Origin of the sequence: Algorimicrobium algoritergicola, from assembly GCF_008086165.1 — a bacterium.
GTDB lineage: Bacteria > Bacteroidota > Bacteroidia > Flavobacteriales > Flavobacteriaceae > Algorimicrobium > Algorimicrobium algoritergicola.
In genome coordinates, this window is the sequence record NZ_VSKL01000001.1 from 526,349 (window position 1) to 539,124 (window position 12,776).

Genomic DNA, 12,776 nt, shown 5'->3' on the forward strand with positions numbered 1-12,776 from the left:
ATTTAATCATTTTTATTAAACATTAATTGCATACCATTCTGTTTATAGTAGAGCATGAACTTTAGGCTGAATGTCTCTTGATTCCATAGTATGAAGGTTGGTTTATCATCTAAACTGCCTTCTTTTAAAGAATATGTGCGTTTTGTTGTTTGCTGTTTGAAGTTTGCTTCACTGCTATTACTAATATCTTCAGTCAGCAAAATATCTTTTACCTTCATATGATTTGGAACGCCATATTGAGAAATGATGTTATTTAAATCTGGTTGATTTAATAGTCTCTGAAAATTAATGTACACCGATTTAATCCTATTATCATCTGTTACATCAATAGATATCTGGTTGTAGATCATTCCAAAGAAATGATATTCGAAACGTAATTTAAAAGTTTTTGAAACTTTGTCATTTTCAAAATCAAGGACCAACTCTTTGATATATTCTAAAGGTTTCCCTAAAATGGTTTCTAGTTTTAAATTCATAAATAATAATTCTTTAAATAATCTCAAATAACTTTCCAGGCAAGGGTCTAATAACCCCTTTTAATTCCATGTTTAGTAATAAACTGGCCACTTTATAAGTTGGTAGATCACAGTCAATGGCAATACTATCTAATTCTTCTTTAGATTTAGTTTGTAGATAATTATAAATTTTCTGCTCGTCTGGTTCCAACTCCACAAACAATTGCTTCTGAATAGTTGGTTTTTGCTTGGTTTCCAGTTCCCAATTTAACATATATGGAATGTCCAACGGATTGGATAATAAGTGCGCTTTCTGAAATTTTATGAGATTATTACAACCGACACTTTGGCTATCCGTTGTGCGCCCTGGAACAGCAAAAACATCGCGATTGTAGGAATTGGCAATATCTGCGGTTACCAAACTCCCTCCTTTTTCAGCCGATTCTATAACAATAGTCGCCTGACTCACACCAGCAATCACGCGATTTCGTTTTAAAAAATTATTTCTATCAAAGGGATCCGAACTCCAAAAATCGGTGAAAAATCCGCCATTTTTCTCTACATCAACCATATACTTTTTATGTGTTTTTGGATAAATCTGATTTAAGCCATGGGCCAAACACCCTATGGTTTGCAAACCGTGTTTTATAGCTGCTTTTTGTGCCGTAATATCCGTTCCGTAGGCGAAACCGGAAACTATAACGGGATTAAAAGGTACGAGTTCTTCAATTAACTTATTGCAAAAGGCAATCCCAGAAGTCGTAATTTTTCTAGCACCTACAATACTAATAATACGTTGATTTTCTAAATTCACATTTCCCACTTGGAATAACAAAATAGGACTATCTATACATTGGTTTAATCGTTGTGGATAGCCGTCATCCATAAAATACAAACACTGAATTTTGTTTTCAGAAATAAATTGCATTTCCGCTTCGGCTGCTTTAAAATGACTTTTATTATATAAATCGCGAATCACATGGGTGCCAATCCCATCAATTTGAAGGAGATGGTGTTTTTTCTCTTTAAAAATAGCTTCAACAGAACCACAATGATTAATCAGCTTTTTAGCCGTAATATCACCTATAAACGGGACATGTTGCAGTGCCAAAATATGTAATAAGCGATTATCGGTCATGGTAGTCATTTGATTTTCAACTTACAAGTAAAGAAATTTTAAGATGTTAATAAATTGTTAGCAAGATTTTTTGTTCATGTTCAAAAATTCCTAACTTTGTTTATATGCAATTAGAACCTTACATAAGCGATTTACTCTACCGTTACGAATGTGTGACTGTCCCTGAATTCGGCTCGTTTTTAACGCGAAGAACTTCAGCTACAATTCATGAAACCACTCATGCTTTTTATCCACCAAAAAAGGTGTTATCTTTTAATGAGCAAATTCAAGAAAATGATGGCTTATTAGCCCGTTACATTGCTGATGTTGAGAAAATCCCTTACGAAGAAGCCTCTAAAAAAATTAAAAAACGCGTAAAATACTTAAAATCCTATTTAGTTGAAGGTGAAACTATTGCTTTTGAAAACATTGGTAGTTTATCCTTAAACAACGAAGGAAATATGTTATTTGAACCGTCTTATAGTTTCAACTATTTGACTGATGCTTTTGGTTTATCACAATTTACTTCGCCTGAAGTTACGCGTGAAACTTATAAAGAAACCGCAGAAGCTATTGAAAAAGTAGTACCTATTGCTGTAACACCACAAAGGCGCCAATCTCGTGGCTATTTAAAATACGCTGCTGTTGGTTTAATTGCTTTAACTATTGGCGGTTTTGCAGCTTCTAATTATTATGTGAATCAGATTGAAACACATAACCAATTAGCGCAAGAAGAAGCCAATTCGCAATTGGAAAGCAAAATTCAAGAAGCTACATTTGTCATTAGTAACCCGTTACCTGCTGTTACGTTAAACGTGAAAAAGCAGTATGGTAATTATCATATTATTGCTGGTGCTTTCCGTGTGGAAGAAAACAGCGATAAAAAAGTGGATCAACTGAAAGACTTGGGTTATGCAGCTCGTAAAATCGGTACGAATAAATACGGTTTACACGAAGTGGTTTATGCAAGTTATGAAGACCGACTAGAAGCGCTTCAAGCCTTGCGTGACGTTAAAAAAACGCACAATAAAGACGCTTGGTTATTGGTGAAAGTGATTGAGGAGTAGGTTATTGTTCTCGTTCTCGATACATTCATTTTGAGCTATGCTCAAATGAACACTCGAACTGACGTGGATAACATTAAAACTAGATACCCTTAATTTAAAAGAAACGTCACTTCGAGTGATTTCGAGGAACGAGAAATTGTATCGAGAAGAATGTCACTTCGCCTGCCTGTCGGCAGACAGGAGTGTCTCGACTTTTTTGTCGGGATGTATCGAGAAGCCAAATATTTAAATGTGAAATTATCATACGTCTACATATTACATTGTGCCGACGATTCCTATTACACAGGCGTTACTTCCAATATAGAAAAACGCTTTTTAGAACACCAATCAGGGAAACATACAGACAGTTATACGTTTAAAAGACGACCATTGACGCTCGCTTTTTATGCAGAATTCACAGATATTCGATTAGCAATTCAAAGTGAAAAGCAAATCAAAAAATGGTCGCGATTAAAGAAAGAAGCTTTAATAAATGATGAATTTGAAAAACTACCAAATTTAGCTAAAAAGAAATTTAATTGAGTTCTTGTTCTCGATACATTCATTTTGAGCTATGCTCAAATGAACACTCGAACTGACGGAAACATCATTAAAATACCAACGTCACTTCGAGTGATCTCGAGGCACGAAAGATTGTATCGAGAAGAACGTCACTTCGAGTGTCACGACTTTTTTGTCGGGATGTATCGAGAAGTATCATTTCCAAACCTATAATTTCACTTTTTCAACTTACCTTTGCAGCGCAATTTAAATGCGGTATTATGACACCAAAAACACCAGAACAATCCAAAACCATTATGACCGACTTGGTACTGCCAAGCGAAACCAATCCACTTAATAATTTATTTGGAGGCGAACTATTAGCGCGTATGGATCGTGCTGCTAGTATTGCTGCTAGGCGTCATAGTCGCCGCATTGTAGTTACCGCTTCTGTAAATCATGTAGCATTTAACCGTTCCGTACCTTTAGGAAGTGTGGTAACAGTTGAAGCTAAAGTATCCCGTGCGTTTAAAACCTCTATGGAAGTATTCTTGGACGTTTGGGTTGAAGACCGTGAATCTGGCTTACGAGACCGCGCTAATGAAGCTATTTACACTTTTGTAGCTGTTGATGAAACCGGAAGACCGATACAAGTACCCGAAATTACACCTGAAACCGATTTAGAAAAAGAGCGTTATGATGCCGCTTTAAGACGTAAACAATTGAGTTTGGTTTTAGCTGGAAAAATGAAACCGAATGAAGCTACTGAATTGAAGGCTTTGTTTCAGTAGATTTATAAAGACCTCACAGGTTTTAAAAACCTGTGAGGTCTGAAAAGTATAATTCTAAATTGAAATGCAATAATAATAAATATTACTCTTGGTATGTGTAGGTTACTTGTGCTGTTAAAGTACCACTTTGTGAATACTCATTTGATGTCAACGGATAACCTCTTTCATTATATGTATATTCAATAGTAGTATCAATGGTCGCACCACTACTATCATTAGAATAATAACTTTTAGTTACATTATTTAAATTAATGCCATCTACTTTTCCTATTTCTTGATTTTCAAAAATTTCGTACTGCGGATTATTTTTATTATCAAATTCATATGTATAGCCTTTAATACCACCATCATCTCTTTCAAAATAAGTGCTTTCAATATTCCCATCGGTAAAGAAAGTTATATCTGTTGTAGCAGCTAATATGTTATCTGCATTGAAATGTTCTTTGCTAATTAATTGGTTACTTGTATTATAATCATATAAAGCTCTTAAAATATCTCCATTATTTCGGTATCTATAGGACGAAGTAATTAATCCATTATTAAATGTAAATTCTGTATAATCAATACTTCCATTATACTCTGTTGTAGATTTCCATATTTGATTATTAGAATTATATGCAAATGAAGTGATATATTCTGCTTCTCCATTAGAATTAACTGCCTTAGAATGTAGTTTTGAAACTCTTCCGTTTGAATTAAAAAAATATGAAGCCGTTGTATTGGTTTCTGAAAAGACTTGATAAACTTCCACTTTTATTAAAGCTCCACTTGGTGCATTGTCTTGAGATGAATTATCTGTATTGGAATCATCATCACTACTACAAGATGCGAACAAAATACATACAGCAATTACTAGATATTTTTTCATGTTATAAATTTGGAGTTAATGATTTTGTTTCAGTAAGAAAATTTAATAGGAATAAGCTGTTTGTCCAACTAAATTACCATTTTCATACTCTTTAGAAGTTAATGGCAAATTAGAGGAATTATAAGTATACTCATGCGTATATACTGTTTGAGAACTACCGATACTTTTTGTTCTATTCATGAAATTATTTGGGTTAATTTCTAGAACTTTGGCAATCTCTTGATTTGCATAAACATTGAAGTAAGGATTTGGATTATTATCATATTCATAAACATGAATATAATTGCTGTTTCCACTCACTTCTCTACTTAAAATATTATTTTGTTCATCATATAAATAATCATATTCGTAATTTATATCTCCATCATCACCATATATTTCTTGTTTAATTAACCTATCCGAACTATCATAAATATATAAGGTTGACGTCATATTAGGCATATTCATTGAAGAAACTATTAACCCATTAGAAAATGTGAATTCTGTATTAAAACCATTAGGCTTAATCACTTTCCAAATTTGCCCTTCGGAATTATATTCATAAGTTTCTGAATTGTTAGATGTACCTGATGAGTTAATTGTTTGCGTATTTAAAGATTCTATTCTGCCTATATTGTCGTATTTATAATCTATAGAATAATTAACGTCCATAGAAGGAAAATAAGCTTCTGTTTTTTTTAAATTCCCGTTTGAGTTATTATTTGAGTCCGAGTCGTCATTACTACATGTAAATAATAGCATACTGAAAGCTATGAGTATTATGTTTTTCATATAAAAAAATGAGTTAATTGTTATGCAATAATAGTTTGATATTGAGATTCCTTCCCGATAGCTATCGGGATCTGCAGGAATTTAGTTACATCCTATAAATCCATTCCGCAGGATTCACCGTTTTTGTTTCTTTAAAAACACTAAAACTCAAAATGGTTTCACCATTGGCTGGATTGGTAAATACTTCACCAACGGGTTGCTTGGTACTTACCTTATCACCCTTTTTTACATATATTTTGGCCATGTTAGAATAGGCTGTAATATAATTACCATGCTGGATTAATAAGGTTGGATTGCCGTTTTTGGAGGAAATAACACGCAATACTTCACCATTAAAAACAGCACGTACTTGGGCGTTTTTTTCGGTGGCAATACGGACGCCTGTGCTTTGAATCATAACACTTGGCACCAATGGAGACGGTTGTTTTCCATAACGGACTTTAACAACACCTTTTTCAACTGGCCATAATAATTTTCCTTTATTAGAAACAAAATCTTTGGCCAATGCCGCTGCTTCTGGTGTTAAAGCAAAACTGCTGGATGACGTTGTTGTTTTTCCCGCTTTTTTGTTGGATGCTGCAATAGCTTCGCGAATAATTTTTTCTATCTCACGATCTATTTTATCTGCTTCACTTTGCTTTTTACGTATTTGAGCTGTGTAATTTGTTAGGTTTTTAGTAATGGAAGCCATTAATTCCCTATGTTGAATAAGCTCCTTTTCTAGTTCGCGTTGTGCCACACGGTTTTCATCTATCAGCTTCTGTTTATCGGCCTTTTGCCTTAATAAATCGGTATTGGTAACTTGAAGTTCGGCTGTTTTGGTTTTAATAGATTCGCCTTGCTCCTTCTGGTAATTCGCATACTGATTTAAATACTGAACACGTTTATAGGCTTGCTTGAAGTTGGTAGATGATAATAAAAACATCACGCGACTTTGCTCACTTTTGCTTTTATAGGATGTTTCAATCATCTTGGCGTAACTAGCTTTTAATGTTTTTAGTTCATCACGTAATTCGGTAATTTTATTTTGATTGTCGTTTATTTCTCGCGTTAATAAATTGGCTTGCTGATTGGTAACCTGAATGAGATTTTTACGCACATTTACGCGGTAATTCACATCTTCAATCAACGATATTTGCGATTTCTGCTTGGTTTTATCCTTAAACAATAACTCGTTAATTTGTTTAATTTCGGTACGTAAAGCTTGCCTACGCTCTTCTAATTCCTGTTGCTTTTTACTTTGCGAAAAGCCTAAAACAGACATCAAAAGAAATCCTAATACTAGAGAATATGTATGCGTTGGTTTTATCATGATTACTTTAAATCAATTTTATCAAATCCTGAAGGAATTTTAAACGGAAATCGTACTTCTTCATTCAAACTAACCGATTTTATTTCCAATTCAATGATGGTTTCATCATCACCTTCCAAAGCTATTATTTTTAATTGTTCTGGTAAACTTTGTTTATCAATAATTTGATAATTTAAATAATCGACTTGCAAAAAACGTGATTCACTTGGTTGCTGCAGCTGTTGCGAATTCATTTTAAAATGAGATGCATTAACAATATAAAACAACTCGAAAAGTGCAACTTGTTCTTTCGGTTGAAACAAATAGGCATCCTCATAAACCGACATATTATAGGTGTTTTTATCCAATTCGAAAATAGCATTTCCTAATAATAAATTTTGGACTTTGGTATAATCCAATTCTGTACCTAACAAATCACTTAAATAACTAAAATCGCCATCAAAATACGTGTTGTCTAGTTTGTTGTAAAACTGCACTTTTTCTGGCGTTATCATCACACGAATTAAATTTAAAGCAGAATTTATCCAAATGGCTTTATCCGTTTCCATACGCAAGGTTACTGTATGCGTTTGCGACTTGGTGCCTTCCGTGTAAACCACACGAACTTTGGCTTGCATGGTTTTAAAATCTGGCGAACTTTTATGGTGTGCTTTTAAAACCTCTTTTTTGGAAAGTGTTAAATTGGTTTCACCAGACGATAGTGTGGCTGTTGACTTACAACTCATAACTACCAAAAACAAGAGCGTTACGAGCCATGAAATATGACGTGTTTTATTCATTAATTGGAGGACTCTAATTGTTGGGCTTTATCTATAAACGTTTTTGCCTTGTTTGTATTGTTTAATTGGGTGTGTGCTATGCTCAATTGTTTGTAGAAATCGGCTTGCATTTTGGTGTCATCAATAATATAATCCAGTCCAATTTCTAGCGTATCAACAGCTTCTTTAGGTTTTTTAAGTGCGTTTAAAGCCACACCATTTACCAAATAGAAGATGGGTTGCGACGGATATTTGTTTAATGCCGAGGCACTCATAGCTTGCGCTTTTTCATAATCTTTTAAATCAATGAGAAGCAATAATATATTTCTAGTAATACCGAAGTTATCAGAATCCTTTTCCAATGCTTTTTGGTAATACGATAAAGCTTTGTCTTTCTCCCCTTTTTTGAGATAATATTGGGCAACTTCCACAGAGGATGTTCCTTTTTTATCTTCCGTAACAAGTGATGTGGCTTCAATTAAATCGGCTTCGTATTCTGGATTTTCCGAAACAAAATTCACGAAATCTGATAAAACCATCATTTTTGCTTCTGGTTTTATTTGTGGACTCTGAATTACAATTTTCATGGAAGCAATAGCAGCTTCAGCATTCTTTTCTTCCACATAAAACTTATAAAGTGCCAAATGTGCTAATTGCGAATTTGGTTTAACCTCTAATAACTTTTTAGCGGTTTCAAAGGCTTTATCTTTCTCGTTATTCTCACTGTAACGATAAATTAACGCTAGGTAATTGGTTTCTTCATCTGGATTATCTTCTACACGATCTTCCAAATTCTCTATTTGTTCTTCCTTTTTACCGGTAATTTCATAGATCTGATTTCTTATTAGATCTCTGGTCATGGAAATACCGAGTTCGGCATCCATTTCATCCAAGACTTTTAAAGCATTTTTATAGTTTTTGGTTTTAACGTATAAGGTTGCCAGATCTTCCTTATAATCTGGATGATATTGCACCAGTTGCTTCACGACTTTTATGGCTTTATCATAATCGTCTTGTTGCGCGTAAACTTCATAAAGTTCGTCCAAATACCACTCGTTATCAGGAGCCATTTTAACGGCATCTTTAAGGGCATCTTCTGCAGCACCAAAATTTTTAAGTTTGTTATAATTTTTACCTAATTCGTAATAATAAACCGATTTAGAATCGTCTAATTCAATACACTTAAGTAGCGCTTTTGCCGCACGATCATAGTTTTCAATCCCTTTTTGTTTTAAGGCTTCAAAGAAATACTCCTGCTGTAAATCTTCTACATCACCTAAATCGTCTTGGTTGATTTTATTGTAATCTATTTGCGCATAATTTGTCTGCGGTATGCACAACATTCCGCAGAAAAAGAAAACTATTTTTAACTTTTGTTTCATTTGTGAGATTCTTCACTATGTTCAGAATGACAATTCAAAATTTACTCCAAAACCGAATAATCACCGATACTTATTTTGCTGAATTCGCCATTAAAAGTCACATGATTTCCAATCATAGCTTCGTCTAAATTAGCGTTTTTTATAGAGGTATGATTCTGAATTAAGCTATTTTTAACGGTTGATGCTTCAATAGTACAATTATTTCCAATAGATACATTTGGACCAATTGTAGAATCCTTAAGCACGACATTTTCACCAATAAAACAGGGTTGAATGATTTTAGAGTTTTGAATTTTTAAATCGGATGCTATTAATTCTTCGCCATCTTTTTCTAAAAATCCAAGCATTCGTGCGTTTGTTTCAACGGTAACCGCTTTATTTCCGCAGTCCATCCACTCATCCACTTGACCTGTTTTAAAGACCTTTCCATCTGCCATCATACGCTTAATACCATCGTTAATTTGGTATTCGCCACCATTAACAATATTATTATCCAACACGTATTGCAAGGCTTCTTTTAAAACGCTGACTTCTTTAAAGTAGTATATGCCAATTACGGCTAAATCGCTCACAAAGAATTTCGGTTTTTCAACCAGCTCAACGATTTCTTTATTATCATTCAATTTTACAACGCCAAACGCTTCAGGTTTATCCACTTTTTTAACCCAAATAACGGAATCTGCTTCTTGATCTAGTTTAAAATCGGCACGAATTAAGGTATCGGCATACGCAATAACGGTTGGCCCAGATAGGGAGTCTTTGGCACACATAATAGCGTGTCCTGTTCCTAATGGTTCATCTTGACGGTAAATAGATGCTTTGGCGCCTAACGATGTGGCTAAAGCTTTTAAACTACTTACAACATCATCACCAAACCATGCAGCATCACCTAATACAAAGGCAATTTCTTCAACGGGTTGATTTAAAACTTTTACAATATCCTTTACCAATCTGTGAACAATAGGTTCACCAGCAACGGGTATTAATGGTTTTGGTACTGTTAAACTATGTGGACGCAAACGAGAACCTCGTCCTGCCATGGGTACTATTATTTTCATAATTAAGCCTAAACCACTCTAATGAAGTGGGGATTTTTATTAAAAATTTGTTATTATAACTGCCTTTCGCCCTAAAAGCGATAAGTTATTATGTCTTTCTGTTTTAACTCCCTCTTGGGAGCATCATGGTGGGCTTATTTAGTCCCTGTACTCCCAAAACCACCTGCTCCTCTATCGGTTTCAGATAATTCTTCAACTGCCATCCATTCTGCACGTTCGTGTTTGGCTATAACTAATTGCGCTATACGTTCGCCATTTTCTATGGTGAAATCTTCGTTTGAAAGATTGACAAGAATCACGCCAATTTCGCCACGATAATCGGCATCAATAGTTCCTGGTGCATTTAAAACGGTAATTCCTTTTTTAGCTGCTAACCCGCTACGTGGTCGCACTTGGGCTTCAATACCCACTGGCAATTCTATAAAAAGACCAGTGCCAACAATGCTTCGCTCTAAAGGTTTCAAAACTCTAGACTCTGATAAATTAGCTCGTAAGTCCATTCCTGCGGATGCTATGGTTTCATAGTGTGGTAACGCGTGACTAGATTTATTGATTATGTTAATAGTCATATTATAATTTTAATAATTGTTTAATGTCTTTTCGCTCTGATATATAAACGATTCCCAAAAATACTAAAACTAAAATAGTACTCACATAGTAATTCTCATTAAATCTATAATACGAAACAGCAGAAATTGCGGTTGATAGCACTAAATAACTACCAATCCTCATAATATCATACGGAACAGGATAGTGTTTTTTTCCTATTTGATAGGAGATTAGCATCATACTTCCATAGGCTGCTAATGTTGCCCAAGCCGATGCCATAAAGCCAATACGCGGAATCATTATATAGTTAAAAGCAATAGTTATAACAGCACCTATTAGTGAAAAATACATACCATATCGTGTTTTATCAGTAAGCTTATACCAAATGGCTAAATTGAAATAAATACCTAAACATAAGTTTGCCAAAAGTACGATGGGAACAATATCTATAGCAATCCAATAGGACGGATCACTAACAATGAGCTCCTTAAAAATATTAAGAAAGGCAACCGTAAACACAAACATTGAGCTCCCACAAATAACAAAGTACTTCATGATTCTAGCATAAGTTTCCTTGGCATTTAATTCTTTGGCATGATTAAAGAAAAAAGGTTCAGCTCCTAATCGGAATGCTTGAATAAAAATAGTCATGAATACGGCAATTTTATAACAACCGCTATAGGCTCCATTTATAGATTTACCAAGAAGTTCTGGCAACAGCCATTTATCAAAATTCTCATTTATGACATAGGCTAACCCAGCTACCATAATAGGCCAACTATAATTGAGCATTTGCTTGAAAATAGTTTTACTGAATTGAAGCTTTGTTTTAAAGAAGTATGGTGCTAATAATAGTAGTGTTGTTATACTTGCACATAAATTAGCAATGAAAATGTATTGAACTAAATCATCCTTATTATAACCAGGAAAGTCTAAATTAAATTTAGGAATTGCCCAAAGGAAAAAATAATTTAAAACCACGTAAACGGCAATATTGGATAGCTTAATGGCCGTAAACTTAATAGGCCTTCCAGTAGCTCTTAAATATGCAAATGGCGCAACAACAAGCGCATCTAAAGCTAACACGCCAATTAATAAATTAAAATACGTTTGGTTTAAATTGACCAAGTCTGCCAATGGCTCATTAAAAACAACCACAGCAATTAAAAACAAAACAGTGGTTACCGTTAAACTAATTAGGGTTGTTGAAAATACTTTATCTTTTTCTTTACTTAAATTAAAAAACCTAAAAAAAGCAGTTTCCATCCCGTATGTCAATAATACGTTGAAAAAAGCGGCATAAACATAAAAGGTTGTATTGTCAGAATAACTAGATGTAACTAACTTACCCGTGTGAAGTGGCACTAAAATAAAATTCATGAGTCTGGGCAGGACTGTTGCCAAACCATAAATAATTGTATCCTTAAAGAAGGTTTTTATAGTACCCAAGTTTCCATATTTGAAGTGCTAAATATAGCATTTTAATACCCGACATGCAATGCGTTCATTACTCCATATTCCTAGATGCGTTTGGATAAACTTACAGTTCCTTTTTTTGCATCTGATTGTATTTATAATACTGGACTTGCTCTTTTTCTACATACTTGATAAGACAGGTGTTTTCACCAAAATCAAATTTGGTATTTAATAGTGTTTTAGGTGAATTTCCATATTCCTCACCATCGTTATTACTCATAATCAAATCTTCCTTCTGACTTGAAGATGTTTGGATTGTAGCAAAATATTCCATCTTACCGACAACAATTTTTCCTGCAAAACCTTTATAATAGATACTATCGAAATGTACATGATTCCTGTTTTCAGCAATTGAAATATATACATGATAGCCAGAGCCTTCGCTGGGAATATCTGAAATCCAAGGTTGAAACTGAATGGCTTCAACTACAAATGAAGCTTTTTCTTGAAGCACTAAATCAGTATCTAAAACTTTAGATTTTGAACCGGAGCAACTTGCCATTAAAATAGCACATAAAATCACAAATGCAATAAGGTAGCGTGTCATCATGAATTTGATGTTAAGTTTTAATAATCAAATATATAAAATAAAATATGGTGCCATAAAAAAAGACCTTTCAGGTTTAAAACTTGAAAGGTCTTGTATGTTTCTAATTTAGAAGACTGCTTCCGTATTCAATTGACTTTCCAAA

Annotated in this window: 14 protein-coding genes; 3 read left to right on the forward strand and 11 right to left on the reverse strand. The window is 34.0% G+C overall.

What is annotated here, in order from left to right; genetic code table 11:
- Positions 1-2: 2 nt before the first annotated feature.
- Both ES675_RS02500 and dprA read right to left on the reverse strand, forming a co-directional pair.
- Complete coding sequence (locus tag ES675_RS02500) at positions 3-476, reverse strand: hypothetical protein (RefSeq protein WP_066253698.1); 474 nt, start codon at positions 474-476, stop codon at positions 3-5.
- 13 nt (positions 477-489) lie between these two features.
- On the reverse strand, positions 490-1,593 hold the full coding sequence (gene dprA / locus ES675_RS02505; RefSeq protein ID WP_066253694.1) for a DNA-processing protein DprA: 1,104 nt from the start codon (positions 1,591-1,593) through the stop codon (positions 490-492).
- Positions 1,594-1,697: 104 nt separating this feature from the next.
- Here dprA and ES675_RS02510 point away from each other — a divergent pair, with 104 nt between their 5' ends.
- The 3 genes from ES675_RS02510 to ES675_RS02520 all read left to right on the forward strand — a co-directional run bounded on the left by ES675_RS02510 (position 1,698) and on the right by ES675_RS02520 (position 3,910).
- Positions 1,698-2,639 (forward strand): HU domain-containing protein, encoded by a 942-nt coding sequence (locus ES675_RS02510; RefSeq protein WP_066253690.1) that lies wholly within the window; start codon positions 1,698-1,700, stop codon positions 2,637-2,639.
- A 231-nt stretch (positions 2,640-2,870) separates the two neighbouring features.
- A complete protein-coding gene (locus ES675_RS02515; protein WP_066253726.1) occupies positions 2,871-3,161 on the forward strand; it encodes a GIY-YIG nuclease family protein in 291 nt (96 codons plus the stop codon).
- A gap of 239 nt (positions 3,162-3,400) precedes the next feature.
- The gene (locus ES675_RS02520) at positions 3,401-3,910 is read left to right on the forward strand and encodes an acyl-CoA thioesterase (protein ID WP_066253687.1); all 510 of its coding nucleotides are present in this window, start codon (positions 3,401-3,403) and stop codon (positions 3,908-3,910) included.
- Positions 3,911-3,992: 82 nt separating this feature from the next.
- Here the strand turns inward: ES675_RS02520 and ES675_RS02525 are convergent, their stop codons facing one another.
- The 9 genes from ES675_RS02525 to ES675_RS02565 all read right to left on the reverse strand — a co-directional run bounded on the left by ES675_RS02525 (position 3,993) and on the right by ES675_RS02565 (position 12,634).
- Complete coding sequence (locus ES675_RS02525) at positions 3,993-4,778, reverse strand: hypothetical protein (protein ID WP_066253684.1); 786 nt, start codon at positions 4,776-4,778, stop codon at positions 3,993-3,995.
- Positions 4,779-4,820: 42 nt separating this feature from the next.
- Positions 4,821-5,549: a hypothetical protein gene (locus tag ES675_RS02530; RefSeq protein ID WP_148367221.1), complete on the reverse strand. Its 729-nt coding sequence runs from the start codon at positions 5,547-5,549 to the stop codon at positions 4,821-4,823.
- Between the two features lie 85 nt (positions 5,550-5,634).
- Entirely contained in the window at positions 5,635-6,861 is a 1,227-nt protein-coding gene (locus ES675_RS02535) for a murein hydrolase activator EnvC family protein (protein WP_066253676.1), read from the reverse strand.
- Between the two features lie 2 nt (positions 6,862-6,863).
- Entirely contained in the window at positions 6,864-7,640 is a 777-nt protein-coding gene (locus ES675_RS02540; RefSeq protein WP_066253673.1) for a DUF4292 domain-containing protein, read from the reverse strand.
- Entirely contained in the window at positions 7,640-9,001 is a 1,362-nt protein-coding gene (locus tag ES675_RS02545) for a tetratricopeptide repeat protein (RefSeq protein WP_066253667.1), read from the reverse strand. The genes ES675_RS02540 and ES675_RS02545 overlap by 1 nt, the downstream gene beginning before the upstream one ends.
- A 41-nt stretch (positions 9,002-9,042) precedes the next feature.
- A complete protein-coding gene (locus ES675_RS02550) occupies positions 9,043-10,059 on the reverse strand; it encodes a sugar phosphate nucleotidyltransferase (protein WP_066253664.1) in 1,017 nt (338 codons plus the stop codon).
- Positions 10,060-10,193: 134 nt separating this feature from the next.
- Entirely contained in the window at positions 10,194-10,628 is a 435-nt protein-coding gene (gene dut, locus ES675_RS02555) for a dUTP diphosphatase (RefSeq protein WP_066253660.1), read from the reverse strand.
- A gap of 1 nt (position 10,629) precedes the next feature.
- A complete protein-coding gene (locus ES675_RS02560; RefSeq protein ID WP_066253656.1) occupies positions 10,630-12,057 on the reverse strand; it encodes an oligosaccharide flippase family protein in 1,428 nt (475 codons plus the stop codon).
- Positions 12,058-12,148: 91 nt separating this feature from the next.
- Positions 12,149-12,634 (reverse strand): hypothetical protein, encoded by a 486-nt coding sequence (locus ES675_RS02565; RefSeq protein ID WP_148367223.1) that lies wholly within the window; start codon positions 12,632-12,634, stop codon positions 12,149-12,151.
- Between the last annotated feature and the right edge of the window lie 142 nt (positions 12,635-12,776).

Excerpts from the sequence above, each read along its gene's own strand:
- ES675_RS02500 (WP_066253698.1), bottom strand. The coding sequence starts at position 476 with ATGAATTTAAAACTAGAAACCATTTTAGGGAAACCTTTAGAATATATC.
- dprA (WP_066253694.1), bottom strand. The coding sequence starts at position 1,593 with ATGACCGATAATCGCTTATTACATATTTTGGCACTGCAACATGTCCCG.
- ES675_RS02510 (WP_066253690.1), top strand. The coding sequence starts at position 1,698 with ATGCAATTAGAACCTTACATAAGCGATTTACTCTACCGTTACGAATGT.
- ES675_RS02520 (WP_066253687.1), top strand. The coding sequence starts at position 3,401 with ATGACACCAAAAACACCAGAACAATCCAAAACCATTATGACCGACTTG.
- ES675_RS02525 (WP_066253684.1), bottom strand. The coding sequence starts at position 4,778 with ATGAAAAAATATCTAGTAATTGCTGTATGTATTTTGTTCGCATCTTGT.
- ES675_RS02530 (WP_148367221.1), bottom strand. The coding sequence starts at position 5,549 with ATGAAAAACATAATACTCATAGCTTTCAGTATGCTATTATTTACATGT.
- ES675_RS02535 (WP_066253676.1), bottom strand. The coding sequence starts at position 6,861 with ATGATAAAACCAACGCATACATATTCTCTAGTATTAGGATTTCTTTTG.
- ES675_RS02540 (WP_066253673.1), bottom strand. The coding sequence starts at position 7,640 with ATGAATAAAACACGTCATATTTCATGGCTCGTAACGCTCTTGTTTTTG.
- ES675_RS02545 (WP_066253667.1), bottom strand. The coding sequence starts at position 9,001 with ATGAAACAAAAGTTAAAAATAGTTTTCTTTTTCTGCGGAATGTTGTGC.
- ES675_RS02550 (WP_066253664.1), bottom strand. The coding sequence starts at position 10,059 with ATGAAAATAATAGTACCCATGGCAGGACGAGGTTCTCGTTTGCGTCCA.
- dut (WP_066253660.1), bottom strand. The coding sequence starts at position 10,628 with ATGACTATTAACATAATCAATAAATCTAGTCACGCGTTACCACACTAT.
- ES675_RS02565 (WP_148367223.1), bottom strand. The coding sequence starts at position 12,634 with ATGATGACACGCTACCTTATTGCATTTGTGATTTTATGTGCTATTTTA.